Origin of the sequence: Anaerolinea thermolimosa (assembly GCF_001050195.2) — a bacterium.
Taxonomy (GTDB): Bacteria; Chloroflexota; Anaerolineae; order Anaerolineales; family Anaerolineaceae; genus Anaerolinea; species Anaerolinea thermolimosa.
The window spans coordinates 1,552,151-1,575,066 of sequence record NZ_DF967965.1 but is presented as its reverse complement, the minus strand read 5'-3'; the positions used below and the strand labels follow the sequence as shown (position 1 = coordinate 1,575,066).

Annotated in this window: 22 protein-coding genes and 1 pseudogene; 18 read left to right on the top strand and 5 right to left on the bottom strand. The window is 48.4% G+C overall.

The features are described 5' to 3' along the window. Positions 1-34: 34 nt before the first annotated feature. The 3 genes from ATHL_RS07190 to hpt are packed head-to-tail and all read left to right on the top strand — an operon-like array spanning position 35 to position 1,568. Positions 35-610: a cytidylate kinase-like family protein gene (locus ATHL_RS07190; RefSeq protein WP_062191532.1), complete on the top strand. Its 576-nt coding sequence runs from the start codon at positions 35-37 to the stop codon at positions 608-610. Continuing rightward, entirely contained in the window at positions 607-987 is a 381-nt protein-coding gene (locus tag ATHL_RS07185) for a PDDEXK family nuclease (RefSeq protein ID WP_062191529.1), read from the top strand. Before ATHL_RS07190 ends, ATHL_RS07185 begins: the two co-directional genes overlap by 4 nt. A 2-nt stretch (positions 988-989) precedes the next feature. Further along, entirely contained in the window at positions 990-1,568 is a 579-nt protein-coding gene (hpt, locus tag ATHL_RS07180) for a hypoxanthine phosphoribosyltransferase (protein WP_062191526.1), read from the top strand. A 284-nt stretch (positions 1,569-1,852) separates the two neighbouring features. Here hpt and ATHL_RS07175 read toward each other — a convergent pair whose 3' ends face one another. Continuing rightward, entirely contained in the window at positions 1,853-2,491 is a 639-nt protein-coding gene (locus tag ATHL_RS07175) for a helix-turn-helix transcriptional regulator (protein WP_084001251.1), read from the bottom strand. A gap of 229 nt (positions 2,492-2,720) precedes the next feature. Between ATHL_RS07175 and ATHL_RS19565 the strand changes: the two genes are divergently transcribed. The 12 genes and pseudogenes from ATHL_RS19565 to ATHL_RS07115 all read left to right on the top strand — a co-directional run bounded on the left by ATHL_RS19565 (position 2,721) and on the right by ATHL_RS07115 (position 14,439). Beyond that, positions 2,721-3,359 (top strand): NADH-quinone oxidoreductase subunit B, encoded by a 639-nt coding sequence (locus tag ATHL_RS19565; protein ID WP_201798007.1) that lies wholly within the window; start codon positions 2,721-2,723, stop codon positions 3,357-3,359. Beyond that, positions 3,356-3,784 (top strand): annotated as a pseudogene (locus ATHL_RS19685) (NADH-quinone oxidoreductase subunit C); the annotation flags it as partial. The gene ATHL_RS19565 and the pseudogene ATHL_RS19685, both read left to right, overlap by 4 nt. 186 nt (positions 3,785-3,970) lie before the next feature. Then, positions 3,971-5,095: an NADH-quinone oxidoreductase subunit D gene (locus ATHL_RS19680; protein ID WP_062192352.1), complete on the top strand. Its 1,125-nt coding sequence runs from the start codon at positions 3,971-3,973 to the stop codon at positions 5,093-5,095. Between the two features lie 8 nt (positions 5,096-5,103). Continuing rightward, positions 5,104-5,700, top strand: a complete 597-nt coding sequence (locus ATHL_RS07160) for a 4Fe-4S binding protein (RefSeq protein ID WP_062191514.1) — start codon at positions 5,104-5,106, stop codon at positions 5,698-5,700. Positions 5,701-6,114: 414 nt separating this feature from the next. Then, positions 6,115-7,188, top strand: coding sequence for an Mrp/NBP35 family ATP-binding protein (locus ATHL_RS07150; protein ID WP_062191508.1), 1,074 nt, complete (start codon positions 6,115-6,117; stop codon positions 7,186-7,188). Positions 7,189-7,192: 4 nt separating this feature from the next. Beyond that, a complete protein-coding gene (locus tag ATHL_RS07145; RefSeq protein WP_062191505.1) occupies positions 7,193-8,311 on the top strand; it encodes a PSP1 domain-containing protein in 1,119 nt (372 codons plus the stop codon). Then, a complete protein-coding gene (locus tag ATHL_RS07140; protein ID WP_062191500.1) occupies positions 8,301-9,467 on the top strand; it encodes a M20 metallopeptidase family protein in 1,167 nt (388 codons plus the stop codon). The genes ATHL_RS07145 and ATHL_RS07140 overlap by 11 nt, the downstream gene beginning before the upstream one ends. Positions 9,468-9,712: 245 nt before the next feature. Continuing rightward, on the top strand, positions 9,713-10,420 hold the full coding sequence (locus ATHL_RS07135) for a FadR/GntR family transcriptional regulator (protein WP_062191496.1): 708 nt from the start codon (positions 9,713-9,715) through the stop codon (positions 10,418-10,420). Positions 10,421-10,439: 19 nt separating this feature from the next. Then, the gene (locus ATHL_RS07130; protein WP_062191495.1) at positions 10,440-12,287 is read left to right on the top strand and encodes a 2-oxoacid:acceptor oxidoreductase subunit alpha; all 1,848 of its coding nucleotides are present in this window, start codon (positions 10,440-10,442) and stop codon (positions 12,285-12,287) included. Continuing rightward, complete coding sequence (locus tag ATHL_RS07125) at positions 12,284-13,330, top strand: 2-oxoacid:ferredoxin oxidoreductase subunit beta (protein ID WP_062191485.1); 1,047 nt, start codon at positions 12,284-12,286, stop codon at positions 13,328-13,330. Before ATHL_RS07130 ends, ATHL_RS07125 begins: the two co-directional genes overlap by 4 nt. Positions 13,331-13,476: 146 nt before the next feature. Then, a complete protein-coding gene (locus ATHL_RS07120; RefSeq protein WP_062191482.1) occupies positions 13,477-13,857 on the top strand; it encodes a DMT family transporter in 381 nt (126 codons plus the stop codon). 120 nt (positions 13,858-13,977) lie between these two features. Then, complete coding sequence (locus tag ATHL_RS07115; protein ID WP_162787635.1) at positions 13,978-14,439, top strand: YkoP family protein; 462 nt, start codon at positions 13,978-13,980, stop codon at positions 14,437-14,439. Here ATHL_RS07115 and ATHL_RS07110 read toward each other — a convergent pair whose 3' ends face one another. Genes ATHL_RS07110 through argF form a run of 4 tightly spaced genes read right to left on the bottom strand, consistent with a single transcriptional unit; the run spans position 14,440 to position 18,966 of the window. After that, positions 14,440-15,294, bottom strand: coding sequence for a sulfurtransferase (locus tag ATHL_RS07110; protein ID WP_062191475.1), 855 nt, complete (start codon positions 15,292-15,294; stop codon positions 14,440-14,442). It abuts the gene before it with no gap. A 31-nt stretch (positions 15,295-15,325) separates the two neighbouring features. Continuing rightward, positions 15,326-16,801 (bottom strand): pyruvate kinase, encoded by a 1,476-nt coding sequence (gene pyk, locus ATHL_RS07105; protein WP_062191472.1) that lies wholly within the window; start codon positions 16,799-16,801, stop codon positions 15,326-15,328. A gap of 36 nt (positions 16,802-16,837) precedes the next feature. Next, the gene (rocD, locus tag ATHL_RS07100; protein ID WP_062191455.1) at positions 16,838-18,040 is read right to left on the bottom strand and encodes an ornithine--oxo-acid transaminase; all 1,203 of its coding nucleotides are present in this window, start codon (positions 18,038-18,040) and stop codon (positions 16,838-16,840) included. Beyond that, on the bottom strand, positions 18,040-18,966 hold the full coding sequence (gene argF / locus ATHL_RS07095; protein WP_062191452.1) for an ornithine carbamoyltransferase: 927 nt from the start codon (positions 18,964-18,966) through the stop codon (positions 18,040-18,042). Before argF ends, rocD begins: the two co-directional genes overlap by 1 nt. 125 nt (positions 18,967-19,091) lie before the next feature. Here argF and ATHL_RS07090 point away from each other — a divergent pair, with 125 nt between their 5' ends. The 3 genes from ATHL_RS07090 to tkt all read left to right on the top strand — a co-directional run bounded on the left by ATHL_RS07090 (position 19,092) and on the right by tkt (position 22,915). Next, a complete protein-coding gene (locus ATHL_RS07090) occupies positions 19,092-19,835 on the top strand; it encodes a DUF1638 domain-containing protein (RefSeq protein ID WP_062191450.1) in 744 nt (247 codons plus the stop codon). Next, complete coding sequence (locus ATHL_RS07085; protein WP_062191448.1) at positions 19,835-20,806, top strand: tetratricopeptide repeat protein; 972 nt, start codon at positions 19,835-19,837, stop codon at positions 20,804-20,806. Before ATHL_RS07090 ends, ATHL_RS07085 begins: the two co-directional genes overlap by 1 nt. A gap of 90 nt (positions 20,807-20,896) precedes the next feature. Further along, positions 20,897-22,915 carry a transketolase gene (tkt, locus tag ATHL_RS07080; protein WP_062191445.1) on the top strand — a complete coding sequence of 673 codons (2,019 nt, stop codon included), beginning with the start codon at positions 20,897-20,899 and terminating at the stop codon, positions 22,913-22,915. Position 22,916 lies beyond the last annotated feature (1 nt).

The following is a 22,916-nucleotide window of genomic DNA, read 5'->3' as shown; positions in this document are numbered from 1 at the left end:
AACAAAGAGGTAGGGTTCGTACTATAATGGAATTATGGCTGGAATCACCATTTCTCGGCAGATGGGGAGTCTTGGGAGACAGGTGGCCACAGAGGCAGCTCAAAAGTTGGGTTTTAAGCTGGTCTGGCGCGACCTTATCAACCAGGCGGCGATTCGTGCCGGGGTGCCAGAAGTAGCTCTTGCCACTATTGATGAATCAGGAATCATGGGGTTAAGGCCTTCACGGAGTGCTCAGCAGGCATACCACCAGGCGGTGAAACAGGTTTTGAGGGAGCTTGCTGAAGAAGGTGATGTGGTTATTATTGGTAGAGCTGGCCAGGTGATTCTTCAGGACGTGAAAGATTTTCTCCATGTCAGGGTAGTGGCCCCAAAATCTTTGAGGGTGAAACGAGTCATGGAAGAAAAAAAGCTGCCTCTGGAAGTGGCGCAGGCGATGGTTGAGACCAGCGATCACAATCGCACCGTTTATCTTCGGCGTTATTACCATGTGGATGTTGATGATCCACTCCTTTACGACCTGGTTATCAATACCCAGGATCTGGCTGCTACGGATGCAGCTGAAATCATTTGTGCCGCATTTTTTCGCCACATTCACGAAAATAGAGATTGAATAATAACCCGACTACTCCTCCTGCGAAATTCGTTCATCCCATCGAAGAAGTTTTTGCGCGCATTTTAGATTTTTATGGGGTTCGATGGGAGTACGAACCGCGTACTTTCCCTCTGGAATGGGATGAAGCAGGGAATGTCATTGAGGCATTTACACCAGATTTCTATCTTCCTGAGCAAAATTTATACGTGGAATTGACGACTCTTCGACCTCAATTGACTACCAAAAAGAACCGAAAGTTAAAACGCATTCGGGAGTTATACCCGGGGATTAATATCAAATTATTCAAAAGGCGCGAATTGAGGAACATGATGCTACGCTTCGGTTTAACCGAAGAGGCCGAACGGATTCTTGGCTCAGATGCTCAGGATGTGTAAGGATGAAAAAAAACATTCCGGTTGAATTTCAAGAACTCAGTCGAGACATTCAAGAAGTGTTTCTGACCCAAGAGGAGATCCATCAGCGTGTGATCGATCTGGGTAGTGAAATTGCTCGAGATTACGCCGGAAAAAAGCCTCTGCTCGTTGGAGCCTTAAAAGGGGTGATGTGTTTTCTGGCTGATCTGGTGCGAGCGATACCAATAGTGGTAGAAGTCGATTTTATGGCAGTATCCAGCTATTCCAGTGAAGAACGCGATCGGGGGGTAGTGCGAGTGATCAAGGATCTGGATCTATCCATTACGGATAGGCATGTTATTTTTGTAGAAGACGTTGTGGATACCGGATTAACCCTGAATTATTTGCTGCGGAGTCTTCAGGCACGTGGGCCAGCTTCTCTAGAGGTTTGTGCCTTATTGAATAAAACCAGCCGCAGACTGGTTGAAATTCCAATTCGATATAAAGGGTTTGACATGCCAGATTATTTTATTGTGGGATATGGATTGGATTATGGAGAAAGATATCGAAATTTACCTTTTATAGGTATCCTCAAACCAGAAGTTCTCTTTGGTAAAAATTAAAAATCAGGGGCCCCAAGTAACCCGTCCAGCTTTCTCATTCCTTTGAGTGCCTAGTCCCTTTTTAGTTTTGCACTTTTGTGGTGCCGATTTACTTTCGGCCCACTGACAAAACCTAATCGGTTTATGACTGAGGCCTCGATGAGTGCTTACCGAATTTCTCGGGGCTCCCTTTATCCGAAGGTTCTTAACCTTCGGCAATTTTATAGTAGCAAGAGGAAGATTAAAAGTCAAGCAGTTAAGTTAAGAATTCAATAAAAACTATGGGTGATATTCCCGGTTGACAATTATTTATCAATTGGCTTTGGCTCACTCATAAGGGCTTGAAATATACAGATGGGGTTGTCAGAAGTCTGTGGAAAGATGGTTGAGATTTTCAAGATGGTGAATTGTAGTGTTTGTTCCAGTATATAGCGATCCATTTCACACAAAACAGGATGAGCTTTCCAGATCACTGAGTAAGGGCAATTTCGGAAGAAGAAGCGAGGTCCTTCACGCCGGGCTTCCCAGCTGGCTTTGTAATGATGCTGATTGAGTAATTCAACCAGGCGGTTATTTTTATGCGCATTGTTTTTCAGTTTTTGTAAATTCGACCCAAAAAACAGAGCCAGGTAGTTTATCAGGTCTTTTTCGTTAATTTGAGAGTTTTTAATCAGGAACTCCCATAAGCCATTGGTTAACCAGGTCAGATTGTGCGGTCGAAGAGACCACGAAAGACTATATCGTTTACATCGGTGGCCTCGTCTGGTGGTTTCTTCAGTTAAAGGCGAGCTTTCTATCACCAGGCCTTCCCTTCGTAATTGTCCGAGGTGATATCGGGCCCCTGCCTCGGTTATCTGAAACTGTCTCGCAATCTCTCGTGAAGATACGGAAGAGTGATTCTCCAGGTAAGAGAGAATGGCTCTTCGAGTTGATTCGGAGGACATGCACTAATTATAACTTCACATGTGAATTATGCAAAATTATTTTCGCGCAAATTCGACTTGACAGTACATTAGCTAATGTTACAATGAGTCAAAAGGGTTTTATGTTTATCGATAGCTGATTAAAAATTGAAATACTGGCACACATGGAATTCAACATACAGGCCCAAGGAATCAAAAAATGAACCCAATCGAAACGCTTGATTCACCTGGATATGATATTCCCCCAGAAATGCGCGGGCAGGTCAATATCACGACCATTGATCGAATCTATAATTGGAGCCGAAAGAACTCCTTATGGCCGATGATGTTTGGTCTGGCCTGTTGCGCCATAGAAATGATCTGTACTGCCGCCAGCCGTTATGACTTCTCGCGGTTTGGAATGGAAGTGATGCGTCCCAGCCCACGCCAGGCAGATGTGATGATTGTATCGGGAACGGTTACAAAGAAGATGGTTCCGCAGATTGTGCGCTTATATAACCAGATGCCAGAACCCAAATATGTTGTCGCGATGGGAGCCTGTGCCTCCGGAGGGGGCCCTTTCAAAGAAGGATACAATGTAGTCTCTGGAATTGACAAGTTTTTACCGGTTGATGTGTATATTCCGGGATGCCCCCCTACGCCGCAGGCGTTGCTTCACGGGTTAATGACTCTCCAGAAAAAAGTTGAAAAAGAATCCATCAAAACCTCTCGCTGGTACTCACGCAGGCCTGTTCCTCCGATTCCGGTGCCCGTACTGGGGCCGGACTTAATGAGCCCGGCTAAATTTGAAGAGATTCGTGAATACACTCGTAAGCTAGCAGAGGAACAGGCTCAGGGCGTCGAAGGAGATCAATCAACCCAAGATGCTGGGCAGGGAGGTGCTGCATGACTGACCATGAGTCGACGCTTACAACCAGGCATGGTGATCTCCTGCCCGATTGGGTGGTAGCAGATTCCAGGCCGGGATACGAAGGTGTCATTGTCCCGGTAAGTCGCCTGATTGAGTTTGCTTTCCTTCTACGGGACAAACTTGGATATGATTTGCTATCATCGGTGACCGGAGTGGATTATTTGCCTGATGGAAAGATGGAGGTGGTTTATCACGCCCTTCAGACGATCGGCGGTGCGCCATTTGTCTTCAAGGTGCAGGTTCCACGGGAAGATCCGATAGTGCCGTCTGTCGTTCCAGTCTGGCCTGGAGCGGATTTTCAGGAGAGAGAAGCCTGGGATTTGCTCGGGATTCGTTTCGAGGGCCATCCGGACTTACGGCGAATTTTGATGTGGGAAGGCTTCGAAGGACATCCGTTGCGCAAGGATTGGAAAGAACCTTATTATGAAGAAGATGCCAAACCGTATAAAAGCCGGTGGCCTGAGGGCCATGTCCGACGGGCGGAAGATGTAGCTCCGCTTCATGATAACGTCCAATATCCTCCTGGATTTGATCCAGAAAGTTGGACGCCCGACGGAGACGAAGCTCTCTACAGAGGTTTACGGAAGTACCTGGAGGATTCAGGATCAGAGCTTAAAACTGACCGCCTGATTGTAAATCTTGGGCCTCAGCATCCGTCGACCCATGGGGTATTCAGAATGGTGGTGGTTCTGGATGGTGAGACCATTGTGGATCTTAAGCCGGTTTTTGGATACCTCCATCGAAATCATGAGAAAATTGGTGAACGTTGTACCTGGATTCAGAATATGCCTTTCACTGACCGGCTGGATTATATCAGCTCGATGAGTAATAATTTTGGATATGCTCTGGCTGTGGAAAAGCTAATGGGGATAAAGCCCCCTGAAAGAGCAGAATATATCCGGGTGATGATGGCAGAATTAACCAGAATCGTGAGCCATTTAGTCGCTGTCGGCTTTTTATTAAATGATCTGGGGGCGTTTTTCACACCAGTGCTTTATGCACTTGAAGAGCGGGAGTTGATTCTGGATATTTTTGAGGCAGTTTCAGGCTCGCGGATGATGTGTAATTACTTCCGCTTTGGGGGGGTGGCTCGCGATCTTCCTGAGGGGGTGCTGGAGCGGGTGCGGGATCTGGTGGAAAATCGATTGCCCAGAAAAATAGATGAAATTGATCGATACCTCACGAAGAACGAAATCGTCCGTACCCGTTGTGAGGGAGTAGGTGTGTTAACAGCTGAGCGGGCAATCGCATTGTCAGCCACAGGGCCTGTATTACGGGCTTCCGGGGTGCCTTATGATCTAAGGCGGGCTGATCCATACAGCATTTATGATCGTTTTGAGTTTGATGTAGCTGTGCGTTACCATGGTGATATTTACGACCGGTACTTAATCCGTCTAGACGAGATTCGCCAGAGTATACGCATTCTTAAGCAGGTGTTGCGCGATATCCCTGAAGGCCCGGTTATTTCTGGAAAACCCCAATGGCAGGTCCGTGTACCTACCGGGGAATCGTATGGACGGGTGGAGGGTCCCAAAGGAGAATTGGGGTTTTATGTGGTATCAAACGGGAAACCCAATCCCTGGCGATACCATGTGCGAGCTCCCTCTTTTATCAATCTGCATACCCTCGCTGAAATGGCACGAGGAGGCAAAGTGGCAGATGTGGTGGTTATTCTGGGATCGATCGATATTGTGCTTGGTGAAGTGGACCGATAGGAGGTGATATGAATGGAATGGGTGTCTTAAAAGGTTTAGCGGTCACATTCCGGCACTTTATCGATACGTATCTGGAAGATTTTAAAGCTGGAAAAAAGCGCTACTTTACCGAGGAGGGCATTCGTCAGCGTGCATCGATAGAAGCCAAAGGTATTTTCTCAATCCAGTACCCCGAAGAAAAGCTACCGGTACCGGAAGAATTCCGGTATATTCCTTTTCTTGTATATGATGAGGGGGAAAATGGAGAAAGGGCTTTACGTTGCACTTCGTGTGGTATTTGTGCCAAAGTTTGCCCTCCGCAGTGTATTTGGATTGTGCGCACAAATGACCCTGTGACGGGTAAGCCTGTGCCGGCCCCTGCTGAATTTTATATTGATGTAGATATCTGCATGAATTGTGGTTATTGTGCTGAGTATTGCCCATTTGATGCGATTAAAATGGATCATAACTATGAAATTGCATCCTACGATCGCTTTAAGGAGCATATTTTCGACTTGAATAAATTGAGTAAACCAGCCTCATATTATGCAAAGATTCGGCCAGCGAATTTTGCCAGGGAAACCGCAGAGCGAGAAGCCAAAGCCGCAAAAAAGGCTGCTCCATGATGAGAATGGTTGAGGTGTTTGGTTTTGAGTATGTGAGGTGATTGGATGTATAATCCGGACACTGAGTTACTTTTTCCCCTTCGGGTACTTCCACAGCTTGCGAGTTTGCGTGGAGAAGAGTGGCGGAAATTAGTTGAAAGGGTAAGCCAACCTACAGCCAGTCAGATCGAGCGGTGTTCTTTTGTCCTGATGATGGTGAGGATGGGTGGATGTATCAGTTGTAATTCGGATTCATTCCGGGCAATGAGAGGGTGTACGATCTGTGCGAAACAAACAGTGCGTCGTTTTAAAGGCGCAGATAAGGATCTCGTTGAACAACACCGGTTGTTGCAGAAAGAAGTGGAACAGTTCTTGAAAGGACAGTCAGAAAACCTTTCAGGTGATATTAACGGAAATATTACGAAAGGATAAATCATGGGAGTTTCCAAGGAAGATGTTCTGGCGGCACTCAGCAGTGTTCAGGAGCCAGAGCTTCACAAAGATTTAGTCACACTTCGGATGATTCGTGATCTCGAAGTTGAGGGGGAGCAGGTGCGATTTACCATTATGCTGACCACCCCCGCCTGCCCTTTGCGAACAAAAATTGAGAAGGAAGCTCGAGAAGCAGTGCTGGCGGTTCCTGGGGTAAGCCGGGTTGAGATTAAAATGGACGCCAGTGTCCCTTCTGATGGAAGGCAACGCGGGCTGTTGTCTTTACCGGTGCGGAATATTGTGGCTGTTGCTTCCGGTAAGGGTGGAGTCGGTAAGTCCACCATTGCGGTCAATATTGCTGTGGCATTGGCCCAAAAAGGGGCGCGGGTGGGTTTGCTGGATGCTGATATTTACGGCCCTAATATCCCTACGATGATGGGAGTAAATCGATTACCCCCACAAAACGGGCAAAAACTCATCCCCGCCGAAGCTTATGGGGTGCAGGTAATGTCCATTGGTTTTCTAGTAAAACCCGGGCAACCTTTGATCTGGCGCGGTCCAATGCTCCACTCAGCCATCCGGCAGTTTCTGGCCGATGTTGCCTGGAATGAGCTTGATTATATGGTGATTGACTTGCCCCCCGGAACAGGGGATGCACAATTAAGCCTGGCGCAGTCTGTACCGTTAAGTGGAGGGGTGATCGTGACCCTGCCTCAGCAGGTCTCTCTTGAGGATGCTCGCCGGGGGCTTGAGATGTTCCGGGAATTGAATGTTCCCATCCTTGGGGTTATCGAGAATATGAGTTATCTCGAACTGGCTGATGGATCGAGAATCGACATCTTTGGCAGTGGAGGCGGCCGCGCACTGGCAGAGGCGGCAGGAGTGGCTTTTCTTGGTTCGGTACCCATGGACCCCGCGGTGCGGGTAGGAGGGGATACAGGAACTCCGATTGTTCTATCCAGGCCAGATTCCCCCACAGCCCAGGCGTTCAGTGCTCTGGCTGAGACCATAGCCGCCAGATTGAGCGTTGCGGCGCTTCAGCCATCATCAACGCCGGTTATTCGTATAGAAGAATGAGTTTATGAATCGTACCGTGAGTCCTGTTATTGTTGGGGTTCGCTTTTCAAAGGTTGGGAAAATATACCATTTCGATGCCAGCCTGGTGCCGGATGTGCAACCGGGGGATTCGGTTGTCGTTGAGACCAGTCGCGGGTGGCAAATTGGGACCGTGGCGACTCTTGAGCCAACCCCTGAAACGCTCCCAGAGGGATTGAAACAAATCGATCGGAGAGCTACACCTCGAGACCTCGCGATCCGTGATATGTGGAAAGCGAAAGAGCCCGAGGTATTGGCGGCGAGCCGTAAACGTGCCAGTGAACTTAATCTGGTTGGGGTAAAAATCATTGCGGCAGATTACAGCTTTGATGGCAGCCGGTTATCGATCATGTTTTCAAGCGAGACCGACGAGAAAGTCGATATGAAGTCGCTGCGCCAGGACATGCAACGGCAATTTGCTCCAGCTCAGGTTGAGTTACGGCAAATTGGTCCCCGGGATGTGGCTAAACTGCTGGGAGGAATGGGGGCCTGTGGTCTGGAGCAGCGATGCTGTTCGCAATTCCTGTGCGAATTTAGCTCAATCTCGATCAAAATGGCAAAAGAACAGGGAATTTCCCTGACACCAACCGAAATTACGGGAATGTGTGGACGGCTTCGTTGCTGTTTAATTTATGAGTTTCAACAATATGCCGATGCTCGCGCGCAACTTCCTAAACGGAATAAGCGGGTAATGACCCCCGATGGGGAGGGGCGGGTGGTCGATGTGGTGCCCTTACGAGAGTCGGCTATTGTAGAATATCCGGATGGTATCCGGCGTGAGGTGAAGAAGGAACTGCTTACGGTTATTGACGAAGGAGCGCCGTCACCCGTCAGACCTGAGCCTGAAACGGTAGAAAATGGGCTTGAGGGTGATAATTTCGATGAGGTACCGGGAGAAGAAAACTTGCCGTCTGTTGCTTCAACACCTCAGGGGTCAGTTTCTCAGAATCAGTCAACGCGGAATATAACGCCCCAGAAACAACGCCCATCCTCACGTAAAAAAGAGCAACCGGCAAATGGCCAGCCGCACACAGGACGGAGCCATCCCAAGAGTCGTGGCAGGCGAGGTGGAAAGAATCGGCAACAGGGATCTAATGAAGCCTGATGCACAGCGTCTCTTTCAATTTGCCCAGGACGTTCGACGAGAACTTCATCGACATCCTGAACTTGGGTTTCAAGAAATTCGAACGGCGGGAATTATTGCCGGGGAATTATCCTGGCTTGGAATTGAAGTTCAAACCGGAGTGGCAAAAACCGGTGTTGTGGGTTTACTGGATGGGGGCAAAGGGAATGGACCGGTGGTGCTCCTCCGTTTTGATATGGACGCACTCCCGATTCAGGAAGAGACCGGTGTTTCTTATGCTTCCGAAATCCCTGGGATAATGCATGCCTGTGGACATGATGGTCATGTTGCCATTGGATTAACCGTAGCGCGGATGCTTTCAGAAATACGACAAGAGTTGCGTGGGGTGGTTAAATTTGTATTTCAGCCGGCTGAAGAGGGTTTGGGAGGGGCTGAAGCCATGATCCGAGATGGGGTGCTTGAAAATCCCCGTCCAGATGTGGCACTGGCAATTCATCTCTGGAATGAGAAACCTGTGGGCTGGTATGGAGTAACTGAAGGGCCTCTCATGGCAGGGGCTGACCTGTTTAAAGTAAGGATTTTAGGTAAAGGTGGTCATGGGGCTTTGCCGCACCAGGCTATTGACCCGATTGCAACCAGCGCAAGTATTATTCAAGCGCTGCAAACCATTGTTTCACGGAATGTATCTCCTCTTAATGCCGCAGTCCTTTCTATCACCAGGGTGAGGGCCGGTGAAGCCTATAATATTATTCCACAGGAAGTTGAACTGGGTGGAACGATACGAACTTTTGATCCAGAGGTGAGGAAACTGGTGCTTACCAGGTTTGAAGAAACTATCCGAAACATCTCGACGGGTATGCAGTGCAGGGCGGAGGTTGAAGTGACTGAGCTAACCCCGCCGGTAGTGAATCACCCGGAAGTGGCAAACCGGGTGAAGGCGAGTATTGAAAACAATCTTCCAGGGAGCAGGATAGAGCCGGATTGCAGAACGATGGTCTCAGAAGATATGGCTTTTATCTTACGGGAGGTTCCCGGTTGTTATATTTTAGTTGGTTCGGCGAATCCTGATGCAGGTTTATCTTACAGCCATCATCACCCCAAATTTGATTTTGATGAGAGCGCCATGGTTGGTGCCTGTGAACTGATGACTGGGGTGGTTCGCGAATGGTTGGGTTGAACACGCCGATTTAGTCCCTAATTAGACCAAATAAATCATGAGTGTTTGTCCCATATCTGGTTGGTTTTTGATTGCTTGCCACATATGGTGATAAAAAGTTGTAAATCAGGCGGATTTGCCCCCATATGTGGGGTTTCAAAAGTCGCCCACCATTTTTGGGACAAACACATCATGAATGCATCTTGACATTATGAATTGTCCGTGCTAAAGTATTGTTACGATTAAACAGATTAAACTGATTAAATATGGCTAGCTATTCTGGCGAAAAACCCTTTTCGGATTACTTCTCTCCTTTTTTGATATATCTGGCTACCCATTTCTCGGATGGAGAACGATTACCGGCACTCTCTGTAATCAGCCGAGAATTAGGGGTTAGCCTGGCGAGCTTGAGAGAGCAGCTTGAAGTAGCTCGAGCCCTGGGTGTGGTGGAGGTAAAGCCGAAAACAGGCATTCGCCGATTAAGTTATTCATTTAAGCCGGCAGTCATCCATAGCTTGAATTATGCCATGCTGGTGGATGAACGAAATTTCCGCCGATTTGCTGAATTACGAACCCACATCGAGGCCGCCTACTGGTATCAGGCGGTCTCTTTATTAACGGAAAATGATCTTGAGGTATTGGAATGTCTGCTGAAAAAGGCAGAAGAAAAATTGTCAAGCGATCCCCCCCAGATTCCACACCCTGAGCATCGGGAACTTCATCTGACTATTTTCAAACGGCTGGAAAATCCTTTTGTTTTTGGGATTCTGGAAGCTTACTGGGATTTGTATGAGGCGGTTGGTTTGGCTCTCTATACAGACATTCATTACTTAAAGACGGTCTGGAATTACCATCGTCAGATGGTTGAAGCCATCCGGCAAGGCGAAGTAGACCGGGGTTACCGGGCTTTGCTTGAGCATGCTGATTTGCTTCAGGCAAGGGCTCCATCTGTCAGAAGGCAAACTTTTGAGTGATCCATTCCAAGGAGTATTTATGTCTCAACATCAACCAGATATGATTTCGACATCTACCCCGGAACGGCAACCAGTAGTTAATGATTTTTCAATTACTTTTTGTACGGTTAATGGTTCGGGGAGTGCTACATCTAACTTGACCGTCTTACGGGCCATTTTTAAAATGGGAATCCCTGTTTCGGGTAAGAATATATTTCCATCGAATATCCAGGGATTACCCACGTGGTATTCGATTCGAGTAAATAAAGATGGATTTACTGCCAGGGTGGAAAAAGACGATATTATTGTGGCGATGAACCCGGCGACGTTCATTCAAGATCTCGACTATGTTGTGCCAGGGGGAATGGTTCTTTATTCGGATGATATCAAATTGACCCCGACGCGTAGCGATTTAACGTATTACCCGATGCCGGTAAAACAATTAATCCGAAGTATCGATATCACGCCCCAATTAAGAGATTTTGTTTCGAATATGATTTATGTGGGAGTTCTGGCCTGGTTGATTGGTATCGATATGGAAGCCATCCGGGCTGCACTGGAATATCACTTCAAAGGGCGTGCCAAGCCGGTTGAAACGAACCTTGCAGCGATCCGGGTGGCATATGATTGGGCCGCTGCTAATCTCCAGGAGAACCACACCTATCGCCTTCAGCCTATGAAAGCAACCGAAGGAATGATCCTTTCGGATGGCAATACAGCGGCAGCGCTGGGGGCCATTTATGGAGGAGTTCAGTTTGTGGCCTGGTACCCAATTACACCGGGTTCTTCACTCCCTGAAGCGTTAATAGAATATTTGCCTGAACTTCGTATGAACAAGGAAACTGGGGAACAAAATTACATGATTGTTCAGGCCGAAGATGAAATTGCCGCCATTGGTATGCTGGTTGGAGCCGGATGGGGAGGTTTACGAGCGATGACGGCTACTGCAGGCCCTGGCCTGAGCCTGATGACAGAATACCTCGGTCTGGCATATTTTGCAGAAGTACCTCTGGTCGTCTGGGATGTGCAAAGAGTTGGGCCCAGTACAGGGTTGCCTACTCGTACAGCTCAGGGAGACCTGACCGGGGTGTATTTTATGGGGCATGGCGATACTAATTTCATCCAGCTCTTCCCCGGGAATATGAATGAGTGCTTTGAGTTTGGCTGGAAAGCTTTTGACATTGCTGAAAGGTTGCAAATGCCTGTGGTAGTGTTAAGTGATCTGGATTTAGGGATGAATCAATGGATGGGCCAGCCTTTTGAATACCCTGACCGACCGATGGACCGGGGAAAGGTGCTCTGGGAAGGTGACCTGGACCTGTTTGAAGCAAAAACAGGGAAAAAGTGGGGGCGCTATCTGGATGTGGATGGCGACGGGATTCCGTATCGGACTTTACCAGGAAACCTCAACCCCCGAAGCGCTTACTTTACCCGTGGAACCGGACACGATGAATATGCGCGATATTCGGAAGACCCGGAAGTCTGGGAACGGAATATCCTCCGGTTGGCAAAGAAGATACAGACGGCTAAATCTTATATGCCAGGCCCGGTGATTCAACGCATGGAACAGGCACAAGCAGGAATCATTGCTGTTGGCTCAACAGATGCGGCGGTTCAGGAAGCCCGTTTGAAGCTTGCAGACCGGGGGATAAAAACTGATTACATGCGAATTCGAGGGTGGCCTTTTACCCAAGAAGTGGATGAGTTTGTAAGGACGCATGAGCGAATTTACGTGGTAGAAATCAACCGCGATGGGCAACTACGTCAGATTCTTATGATCAATTATCCTGAACAGGCTTCTCATTTCCGGAAGGTTGCCAGAGTAAATGGATTGCCGTTGAGTGCTCGGTGGATAATCGACGAGATTCTATCTCAGGAGGAAAAATGACCACGGTTGATGCTCAAACTGGAATCAATAAAGTGGGGTTGAGCCGTGCGGATTATAAGGGCTTGCCCAGTACTTTGTGTCAGGGATGCGGTCATAACGCTATTTCTAACCAGATTATTGCTGCGATGTATGAATTGGACGTCATCCCGGAAAAAATTGTAAAATTCAGCGGCATTGGTTGCTCAAGTAAAAGCCCGGCGTATTTCTTGAACCGCAGTTTCTCTTTCAATGGGCTTCATGGGAGAATGCCTTCCATGGCGCTGGGAACTTTGTTTGCGGATATGACTTTGAAGGGGATTGGCGTCAGCGGAGACGGAGATACGGCATCCATTGGGCTTGGCCAATTTAAGCACTTAATTCGTCGAAACCTGCCGATGGTTTATATTGTAGAAAACAACGGAGTGTATGGCTTAACCAAAGGACAGTTTTCCGCGACGGCAGAAAAAGGACTGACTTTAAAACATGAAGGAACTAACCTCTTCCTACCGGTGGATATTTGCTTAGAAGCCCTGGCTTCCAATGCTACATTTGTAGCGCGCTCTTTTGCCGGTGATCCCAAGCAGGTTAAGGAATTAATTAAGGCGGCCATAAGTCATCGAGGAGTAGCCGTTCTGGATATTATTAGTCCATGCGTTACTTTCAACAACAAGGATGATACCATTCATTCCTATGTGTTTGGAAAGGAGCATGAGGTTCGCCTGCATGATTTAATTTTTACTCCTGCTCGTGACATGCTCACGATTGAGGATTTTGCGGAAGGCGATACGCGAGACGTTGAACTCTATGATGGTTCGATGATCACCCTGCATAAACTGGGAACCGATTATGATCCCCGGGATCGGCAAGCAGCTTTCAAGGTGTTGGAAGAAGCCCGGGTAAAACGAGAATTACTCACAGGGCTAATTTATGTGAACCCTGATGAGCCATCCATATTTGATCTGTATAAATTTCCTGAAAAACCCTTTAATCGGATGACCGAACAGGAAATCCGTCCACCCTCAGAGACTATTCGGATGGTTAATGAATGGATGTTTTCTGCATAAAGCTAACCCCTTGAAGACTTCTGTTCCGAAGAATTAATGGTATGGAAAGAAAGGTTAACCATAAACGGTTAGCCTTTTTTTAACAGCCAATCATTTTCTGGTAGGGGAAATCCCACTATACTTCAGGTAGACAAGGAGGCCTGGAGATGAATCAACAACCCGCAAGAATATTTTTATGGATGCACCAGGCAGATAAAACGGCGCTCCCTCTGGCCCTGGTGGTAGGGAATATGATATTCAATGTGGTGGCGAATGTATGCTTTAAATATTCTATCCAGAGCACACGGATTGGGGAGTTCCTGGCATGGCAGGTGGCAGGAAACCTGGCCGGACTGGTTACGGTGGTTACCCTTACCTGGTTATTGAAGTATTTACCTTTGCACATTGCATTTCCACTCACTACCGGGTTAGCGGTTATCGGGGTACATGTTCTCGGCGGAATGCTCTTTTTCAAGGAAGCAATCAGCTTTACGCAATGGCTAGGAACGTTGGTAATCATTGTTGGGATTGTACTGGTTACTGGATAAGTCATGCGGGCTCTTGTGAGAAAGTTTGACTACTGGTTGTGCCAATGGATGGGGGGCTTCCCATTTTGTTCAGATCCCGAATGCCTGGTTAAGCTCCAGGTGACGCGCGCTCACCATGCCATGACGGTTGATGGATTGGAGATCAAGAGAGGAGACCCTGTACTGGCGATCCATCTCTGGAATGAGCATCTTCCTCCTTTACCGGGAAAAGAGATAGATCTGGCATGGGCGGTAAAAACACAACGAATGTTTCGCTCTTCCTTACGGAAAGCTGCGATTTATATTAAAAATACTCCCCCTTTGATGTCCTTGCGCGCTGTGATGGGAGTCACATCTTTGTTTCCACCTCCTGAAAAACCTGGCGAGTGGCACCCGATGCAAAGGTTTGGATTTACTGTGATTTTCTACAGGAGCCGGCTGGGGAGATTTGGAGAATTCTGGGAAAACTTCTATGCCTGGTTGTTAGCCAATGCGTACAATCCAATCAGCTTATGGCGCTGGGGGATTTTTAAGAGAAGGCGCGCAGAAATTTGGATTTCCATGTCCTCATTTTTAAATCGATTCGGTGGTGAGTCCACATGACTAATCTTCGCGGTCGACAGGGTGAGAGGGATCGCGAATCCATTCGCTCCAGGAACCTGCATAAAGCCTGGGGAATCCAATGCCTGCCAGGTGCATAGCGAGCACATGATGACAGGAAGTGACGCCAGAGCCGCAATAAACGATGACATTCCGAGAATTGCGATGGCCGATAAGATGGCGGAATTCTTGCCTTAATTCTTCCGGGCTTAGAATAGTCCCACTGGGAGATAAATTATTCCCATGGAAACGGTTCACAGCTCCGGGAATATGACCAGCAACAGGGTCAATGGGTTCTTCCCGGCCAGCAAAACGTGCTGGAGCACGAGCATCAATAACAAGAAACTCAGGGTCTTGATAGAGGCGCTCAATTTCCTGGGTCGTGACAAGCATTTCGGGATGCAGGGTGGGAATAAATGTGGAGGGTCGGTTTTCTTCATCACCTGAACGGGTGGGGTGACCTTCAGCCTCCCATTTGGTGAAACCTCCGTTTAAAACCGCAACCTGTGAATGGCCATAATAATTCAGGAGCCACCAAAGCCGGGCGGCGAATTCACCGCTCAGAGAATCATACACCACGACCTGTTTATGTGAATCCACTCCCCAGGCTGATAACTGTTCCACAAACTTCTTCGGTTCGGGCAGGGGATGACGCCCGGTATGTGAGGTTACTGGCCCTGAAAGATGTCGGTCAAGATGCGCATAGATTGCCCCTGGTATGTGAGACCTGAAATATTCCTTTTCACCCCAGGAAGGGTTTGCAAGGTTAAAGCGGCAATCAAATATTAACCAATCAGGGTCTTCGAGATGGCTGGCTAATTCGGAAGTCTCAATAATATCGGTAAAAGGAGAAGGCATATAGGAACGCTCCTGTGTCGTGTCAGATAATTTAAGAGCCTCGAGAGTTGTAAACCTCACCAATGGTATGCAGGAAAATAAAATTGGGTTGTTTCATTGCACCAACGGGCAGACCCGAGACCAGTACAATTTGCTGACCGGGTTGCAGAGCAGTAATCTGAGTTGCGGCGTCATTGACGGTAGCAATCAACGACTCAACTGAATATACGGTTGGTACAAGGACTGGAGTGACACCCCAGTACAGGCTTAACCGACGGTAAGTTTCCCGGGATGGAGTGAAGGCGAGAATAGGAACTTTTGGCCTAGCTTTGCTGGCAAAAAGTGCAGTGCGGCCGGTTTCGGTGAACACGGCAATTGCAGTAACATCGCGGTCGTGGGCGAGTTCACGGGCTGCAGCTGTAATCGAGAGAGCATCATTTTGCATGGCCTCTTCAGGAAGGTCACGATAGTGTCCCCATGTTTCATAATGGGCTTCGGCATCTCGGATTATGGCATCCATCATGTTTACGGACTCGATTGGATATTCACCGGCTGCAGTTTCGGCTGAAAGCATGACAGCATCAGAACCATCAAAGATGGCATTGGCCACATCAGAAGCCTCGGCACGGGTGGGGCGCGGGTTATGGATCATGGATTCCAGCATTTGGGTGGCGGTGATCACCAGTTTGGCGTGGCGGTTTGCCAGGCGGATGATCTCTTTCTGCAATGTAGGGACTGCAGCAGCAGACATTTCAACTCCCAGATCTCCACGGGCAACCATGACCCCATCAGCGGCGTGAATGATTTCATGAAGGTTTTTAATCGCCTCTGGGAGTTCTATTTTTGCGATTACCGGGATTGGAATCCGGGATGGAGAATATTGTTGGATAGCTTGCTTAACCCGGTTAATATCATCAGCATGGCGGACAAAAGAGACAGCCACCATATCGACGCCCTGGTTAACGCCAAATGCCAGATCTTCCTGGTCTTTTTCGGTAAAGCCGGGGATTGAAAAATTAGCATCCGGGAGGTTAACACCTTTGTTAGAAGTCAGGATGCCACCTGTAACTACCGAAGCCTCTACCGAATCGGAGGTCACGTGGAGCACCGACAACTCAATTTTCCCATCGTCCATTAATATCCGGCTACCTGGATGAACAGCCTTCTCCAGGTCTGGAACGTCCATGGGAACAAAGATACGGTTGGACTGAGAGTTGACAGCTTCCCCATTTTTATTTTTAGAAGATAGGAGGATGATATCGCCAGGGATCAGGTGAATTTCTCCCGAAAATTCAGCCACCCGCAGCTTAGGCCCTTGTAGATCTTGCAGGATGGTAACAGGTTTTTTAAGCTCTTCGGAAAGTTCCCGAAGTATCAAAATCCTTTCGGCATGTTCTGCATGAGTTCCATGGGAAAAATTCAAGCGGGCAACATCAATACCCGCTTGAATTAAACGCCTGAGCATTTCTTTAGAGTGACATGCAGGGCCAATTGTGGCAACAATCTTGGCTTTTCGTTCTGAGATCATGTCTGCCTCTCGTCCGAGCTTATGGAATCCATTGCTTTACATGGTTAACACTGTACGGATATGATCCAATGCCCAGTCTATGGTGGAACGATCTATGATCAGAGGGGGGGCAAAACGGATGACATGCTGATGAGTTTCTTTGGCCAGCACACCATGATCTTTCAATGCTTCGCAGAAACGTCGGGCTCCGCCAGCTTCTGGTTTTAATTCAACCCCGATTAATAATCCCTTGCCACGAACTTCTTTCACATATCGGCTGGGAATTTCAGAAAGCTGTTCTAAAAAATATTCCCCCTGAACGGCGGCGTTTTCAACCAGTTTTTCTTCACGAATGACACTTAATGCTGCACGCCCGATAGCGGCTGCCAGTGGGTTGCCTCCGAAAGTGGATCCATGATCACCCGGTTGAAATAAACCGAGAATAGGTTCGTCGGCAATGACTGCAGAGATTGGATAAAACCCTCCTGATAATGCTTTGCCAAGAATGACGAGATCGGGGCGTACATTTTCGTGCTGGCAGGCTAAGAGTTTTCCAGTACGGCCCAACCCCGTCTGGATCTCATCTGCGATCATTAAGACCTGATGACGGGTACAAATTTCACGCACCTTTTTTAAATAGCCCTCGGGAGGAATGATTACCCCTCCTTCTCCCTGTATAGGTTCAATTAAAACTGCAGCGGTATTCGGAGTGATGGCTCTTTCCAAAGCGAGGGCGTCTCCATATGGAACAGCCACAAATCCGGGAGTAAATGGCCCAAAATCATCTCGATAAGCAGGCTCAGTGGAGAACGAGATGATGGTGGTAGTGCGCCCGTGAAAATTCCCTTCGGCAACGATAATTTCAGCCTGATAACGCGGAATGCCTTTCACCTGATAGGCCCATTTTCGGGCAAGTTTTATTGCCGTTTCGACGGCTTCGGCACCGCTGTTCATGGGGAGAGACATGCCATAACCAGTCATCTCGGCCAGCTCTTTATAAAATAGAGGAAGTTGATCATTTCGAAAGGCACGGGATGTAAGAGTGACGCGGCCTGCCTGTTCAATCATAGCTTTTAGAATTTTCGGGTGAACATGCCCCTGGTTGAGGGCTGAATAGGCACTCAGGCAATCAAGGTATCGTTTCCCTTCTACATCATAGACCCAGACGCCTTCTCCTCTGGTAATGACTACATCCAGAGGATGATAATTGTGCGCACCATACTGTTCTTCGATTTCGATATATTCTTTTGTCGTTAACATTAAGCTACCTCAAAGATTCGGGCGAGAATGGCCTTCTGGGCATGAAGGCGGTTATGAGCCTGAGGAAAGAGCACCGAATGCGGCCCATCGGCGACTTCGTCGGTGATTTCCTGGCCACGATGGGCAGGCAGGCAATGCATGACAATCACATTCGGATCGGCTTCGCTGACCAGCTTTTGATTCACCTGATAGGGTGGGAATACTTGTTCCCGCTGACGCGCCTCTGCTTCTTGCCCCATGCTGGTCCATGTATCGGTGTAGATCACCTGAGCGTTACGTACAGCTTCATGGGGATCTCGAATAAAGGTTACGGATCCACCACTTTCTGCCGCAAAACGATAGCCCAGTGTAACTGCATCCGGGTGGATATCATACCCTTCAGGGCCGGAGTGAACAAAATGACCTCCGAATTTGGTGACCATGTGCATGAGAGAGACGGCGACATTGTTGCCATCGCCCACGAAAACCACCTTAAGACCTTTGAGGGAGCCGAAACGTTCTATGATCGTGAGGGTATCTGCCATTGCCTGGCATGGATGATCGTAATCGCTCAGGCCATTAATGACCGGAATTGACGACCATTTTGCAAGTTCAAGGACATGGTCATGAGAAAAAACGCGTGCCATAATCGCATGGACATAACCTGACATTACCCTGGCCACATCCGCAATGGATTCCCGCTGCCCCAGACCAATTTCGTTGGGAGAGAGGTAGAGGGCATCTCCTCCCAGGTGTCGCATCGCCATGTCAAAACTGACTCTGGTTCGCAGGCTGGGTTTCTGGAAAATCATGCCCAGGACTTTTCCCTTCAAGAGAGGGACGTTTCCACCCGAAAAGTATTCTTTTTTAAGCTGGATGGCCAGATCCAGCATAGATTGAAGCTCTGGTGCGGAGAAGTCTTGAATGCTAACAAAATCCTTTTTCATAGATGAACTCCTCGAGTCTGAGCTGAAATGACTGACAATTAACCAAAGTATATCACATGGGTTTTCAGATACCATTGGTAGTTAGGTGAAAGTTTGGCTATAATGTCTCCTGAGGAAAAACAAAAATGCGCATTCTTTGTTTAAGTTGCGAAGCACTGGCTCGAATGGTTTATTATTGTGCGGCCCTATCACCGCATATTGTTGATGTTGAAATCGTTAAACTTGGTTTGCACAATACCCCAACACTTTTACGAGATACACTTCAGGCCAGGATTGAAGCTCTGGAAGGCGCCGGTTATGATGCCATTGTTCTTGGTTATGGCTTATGTGGAAAGAGCACATATGGTGTGAAGGCGCGTCAGATTCCAGTGGTTCTTCCCAGAGCTCATGATTGTATTACGCTTTTCCTTGGGGGGAGGGATCGATACAAAGAGGAGTTTGAACGTCAACCCGGGACTTACTGGTACGCGCTGGATTATATTCAGCGACGTGAGGATGGCGGTACGGTTCTTTCTCTGGGTGCGTCGGACTTTGCGAGTGATTTGCAGAAAACTTACGATGAGTACGTGGAACGGTTTGGGGCGGATAATGCTCAGTACCTGATGTCTGTCATGGGTGCATGGCAAAAACACTACCAGCGGGCAGTGTATGTTGATGTGGGGGTCGGTGATGGTTCTCAGGCCGAGGATTTAGCCAGGCGTGATGCCCAGGAACATGGATGGTTTTTCGAAAAGATGGCTGGGAATCTTCTTCTGGTTCGAAAATTGTTGTTTGGGGAATGGGATGACGATTTCCTGGTGTTGCAACCGGGAGAACATATTGAAATGACCTTTGATGAACAGATTATCCATGGTTTGAGGGATGGGTGATGAGCCAATCAACAAGCGTAGCACCTCCTTTAAGCCTGAATAAGCGGCTCGATGAAATTGAAAATCATCTGGGACGATTATCCATCAATGAAGAGATGGATGTGTTTGCAATTTTTCAGGAGCTTGATGAGGTTAAGCAACAGCTTGACGATGGTGAGAAGCGAGGATTGGCATTAAAAGCAGAACAGGCTCAATGGGATGGCATTCTTGCGACAATAAAGCGCGACGCCGGAGAGCTTTTGAGGAAAGCCGGTGGGAAGTCGTCACTCCAATCGGCCAGAAATCAAAAGGGGGTTCCACCCGATCACTGGTGGTGGTATTTGGACGAATACCTTGCAGAGGAACGGCGCAAAAGGTTTTATCACATCCTTCGCCTGGGGATTATTCTGGGAGCAGTCCTTGCACTGGTAGTGATCCTTTACCAGAAGTTCTTTGCTCCTGATCCCAAAGTCATTGCTGAGGTGACCGCGAAGCAAAATGCAGAGCAAGCTTTGATGGAAAAAGATATACAGGCCGCCTTGAAGGAAGTCGAAGAAGGATTGAAGCAATCTCCTGAATCGATGGATTTACTCATGCTTAAGGCTGGTATTCTTGAAGCGCAGGGTAAAACCAATGAGGCGAAAGCCCTTTTTACAGAGCTTGAGAAGAGAGCCAAAAACCCTGAAGCTTTTGCCCTAAGCAAAGCCCAGACCTACATGCTTCTTAATCGGTTGGGTGAGGCAATAGATGTTCTCAATGGTCTTATTGCTCAAGAACCGGACTCGGCAAAGGGATATTTATTGTTGGGACAGGCGTATGAGCTGATGGGTGACCAACTCCAGGCGTTGCAGACGTATGAAAAGGCTTCAGAGGTGGGGGAGCGCGTGAATGATCCAACCACTGTCGCACAGGCGAGAATCAAAATGGGGATGTTAATGCAAATTATGGGATTGCCTACTTTGGACCAGGCTGCCCCAACCAATACTCCTTGATTGTCTGAACCTCTGGATACTTGATCGGGTTTATCTTAGCGCCGGTGGTAAAATAAACCCCGGAATGGATTTATTTCAACCGAGGTACTCATGGAAAACTCACTTTTGCTCCAGGACAAGGCCATTAATACCATTCGTTTCCTATCTGCAGATGCCGTACAACAGGCAAATTCGGGTCATCCGGGCTTGCCTATGGGGGCGGCAGCGATGGCATATACAGTTTGGACGCGCCATTTACGGCATAATCCAGTCAACCCTGACTGGGCAAACAGAGATCGTTTTATTCTGTCAGGCGGCCATGGCTCGATGTTGCTTTACAGTCTGTTACACCTGACCGGGTACGATTTACCACTGGAAGAATTGAAGCGGTTTCGGCAGTGGGGAAGTAAAACCCCTGGTCACCCAGAATACGGCCTGACACCCGGAGTGGAGACAACCACTGGCCCGCTGGGACAAGGATTTGCGAACGGTGTTGGAATGGCTATTGCCGAACGTCATCTTTCGGCGGTGTTTAATCGGCCAGGGTATGAATTGATTGATCATTATGTGTATGGTATTGTAACTGATGGGGATCTGATGGAGGGTGTGGCTTCAGAGGCGGCTTCTCTGGCCGGTCATCTGAAATTGGGAAAAATAATCTACCTCTACGATGATAACCGGATTTCCATCGAAGGTTCAACTGAACTTACATTCACCGAAGACCGTGGAAAACGCTTTGAAGCTTATGGCTGGCAGGTTCTTTACGTGCCTGATGGTAATGATGTCGAGGCAATTGACCAGGCGATTCAACAGGCGAAGAATGACCCACGCCCCAGTTTAATTGTTTGCCGCACGCATATCGGGTTTGGATTGCCGACTCGTCAGGATACTGCAAAAGCTCACGGAGAGCCCGCTGGGGAAGAAGAGTTAAAAGGGGCCAAAGAGAAATTGGGGTGGCCGCTTGAACCCCGGTTTTATATTCCTGAGGATGTTTTAGCATTTTTCCGACAGGCCGTTCATAGGGGGGCCGACGAAGAAAAACGCTGGAATGAGTTATTCAAAGCCTACCAGAAAGATTATCCTGACCTCGCTGGCGAATTCGAACGCAGGTTGAAAAAACAACTTCCATTAAGGTGGGACGAAGGTTTGCCTGAATTCCCGGCGGATAGCAAAGGGATGGCAACCCGGGCGGCCTCAGGAAAAGTGCTCAATGCGCTTGCTGAGAAATTACCCGAACTCATGGGGGGATCAGCTGATCTGGCACCTTCTACCAATACCTGGATTAATGGCACTCCGGCATTTCAGGCAAACAGCCCTGAGGGGCGGAATATCCATTTCGGAGTGCGGGAACATGCGATGGGGGCTGTGGTCAATGGCATGGCCTATCATGGAGGAGTGATACCCTTCGGTGCGACCTTCTTGGTATTTGCGGATTACATGAGGCCAGCTATTCGCCTTTCGGCATTGTCTCATCTCCCGGCTATCTGGGTGTTCACCCATGACAGTATTGGGCTCGGAGAAGATGGCCCTACCCATCAACCTGTTGAACACCTGGCGTCGTTGCGGGCAATCCCGGGGTTGACGGTTATTCGCCCGGCGGATGCCAATGAAGTTCGCGAAGCATGGAAAGCCGCTGTGGCCAATCGGGATACACCAACGCTCCTTGCTCTATCGCGTCAGGCAGTGCCAACGCTGGATCGTTCCATCTTTAACCCGGCAGAGGGTGTTCATAAGGGAGCCTATATCCTCCGGGAGACTTCTGGCAAGAAACCTGAAGTTCTACTGATGGCGAGTGGATCAGAGGTAGATCTCATTGTTCGGGCTGGCGAGCAACTGGAAACGGAGGGTATAGCCGTTCGGTTGGTTTCCTTCCCGAGCTGGGAATTGTTTGAGAAGCAACCGGAACAATATCGTAAAGAGGTGCTTCCGGATGAGCTTCAACTTCGTGTAGCTGTGGAAGCAGGAGTCCCCATGGGGTGGGAGCGATGGGTTGGCCCGAAAGGTATCATCTTTGGGCTTAACCGGTTTGGGGCATCTGCGCCGTATAAAGTTCTGTACGAACAATTCGGCTTTACAGTAGAGGCGATTGTTTCGGCAGTTAAAAAGTTAGCGGGTAACTCCAGAGGGTAAC

Excerpts from the sequence above, each read along its gene's own strand:
- ATHL_RS07190 (WP_062191532.1), top strand. The coding sequence starts at position 35 with ATGGCTGGAATCACCATTTCTCGGCAGATGGGGAGTCTTGGGAGACAG.
- hpt (WP_062191526.1), top strand. The coding sequence starts at position 990 with ATGAAAAAAAACATTCCGGTTGAATTTCAAGAACTCAGTCGAGACATT.
- ATHL_RS07175 (WP_084001251.1), bottom strand. The coding sequence starts at position 2,491 with ATGTCCTCCGAATCAACTCGAAGAGCCATTCTCTCTTACCTGGAGAAT.
- ATHL_RS19565 (WP_201798007.1), top strand. The coding sequence starts at position 2,721 with ATGCGCGGGCAGGTCAATATCACGACCATTGATCGAATCTATAATTGG.
- ATHL_RS07160 (WP_062191514.1), top strand. The coding sequence starts at position 5,104 with ATGAATGGAATGGGTGTCTTAAAAGGTTTAGCGGTCACATTCCGGCAC.
- ATHL_RS07150 (WP_062191508.1), top strand. The coding sequence starts at position 6,115 with ATGGGAGTTTCCAAGGAAGATGTTCTGGCGGCACTCAGCAGTGTTCAG.
- ATHL_RS07145 (WP_062191505.1), top strand. The coding sequence starts at position 7,193 with ATGAATCGTACCGTGAGTCCTGTTATTGTTGGGGTTCGCTTTTCAAAG.
- ATHL_RS07140 (WP_062191500.1), top strand. The coding sequence starts at position 8,301 with ATGAAGCCTGATGCACAGCGTCTCTTTCAATTTGCCCAGGACGTTCGA.
- ATHL_RS07135 (WP_062191496.1), top strand. The coding sequence starts at position 9,713 with ATGGCTAGCTATTCTGGCGAAAAACCCTTTTCGGATTACTTCTCTCCT.
- ATHL_RS07130 (WP_062191495.1), top strand. The coding sequence starts at position 10,440 with ATGTCTCAACATCAACCAGATATGATTTCGACATCTACCCCGGAACGG.
- ATHL_RS07125 (WP_062191485.1), top strand. The coding sequence starts at position 12,284 with ATGACCACGGTTGATGCTCAAACTGGAATCAATAAAGTGGGGTTGAGC.
- ATHL_RS07120 (WP_062191482.1), top strand. The coding sequence starts at position 13,477 with ATGAATCAACAACCCGCAAGAATATTTTTATGGATGCACCAGGCAGAT.
- ATHL_RS07115 (WP_162787635.1), top strand. The coding sequence starts at position 13,978 with ATGACGGTTGATGGATTGGAGATCAAGAGAGGAGACCCTGTACTGGCG.
- ATHL_RS07110 (WP_062191475.1), bottom strand. The coding sequence starts at position 15,294 with ATGCCTTCTCCTTTTACCGATATTATTGAGACTTCCGAATTAGCCAGC.
- pyk (WP_062191472.1), bottom strand. The coding sequence starts at position 16,801 with ATGATCTCAGAACGAAAAGCCAAGATTGTTGCCACAATTGGCCCTGCA.
- rocD (WP_062191455.1), bottom strand. The coding sequence starts at position 18,040 with ATGTTAACGACAAAAGAATATATCGAAATCGAAGAACAGTATGGTGCG.
- argF (WP_062191452.1), bottom strand. The coding sequence starts at position 18,966 with ATGAAAAAGGATTTTGTTAGCATTCAAGACTTCTCCGCACCAGAGCTT.
- ATHL_RS07090 (WP_062191450.1), top strand. The coding sequence starts at position 19,092 with ATGCGCATTCTTTGTTTAAGTTGCGAAGCACTGGCTCGAATGGTTTAT.
- ATHL_RS07085 (WP_062191448.1), top strand. The coding sequence starts at position 19,835 with ATGAGCCAATCAACAAGCGTAGCACCTCCTTTAAGCCTGAATAAGCGG.
- tkt (WP_062191445.1), top strand. The coding sequence starts at position 20,897 with ATGGAAAACTCACTTTTGCTCCAGGACAAGGCCATTAATACCATTCGT.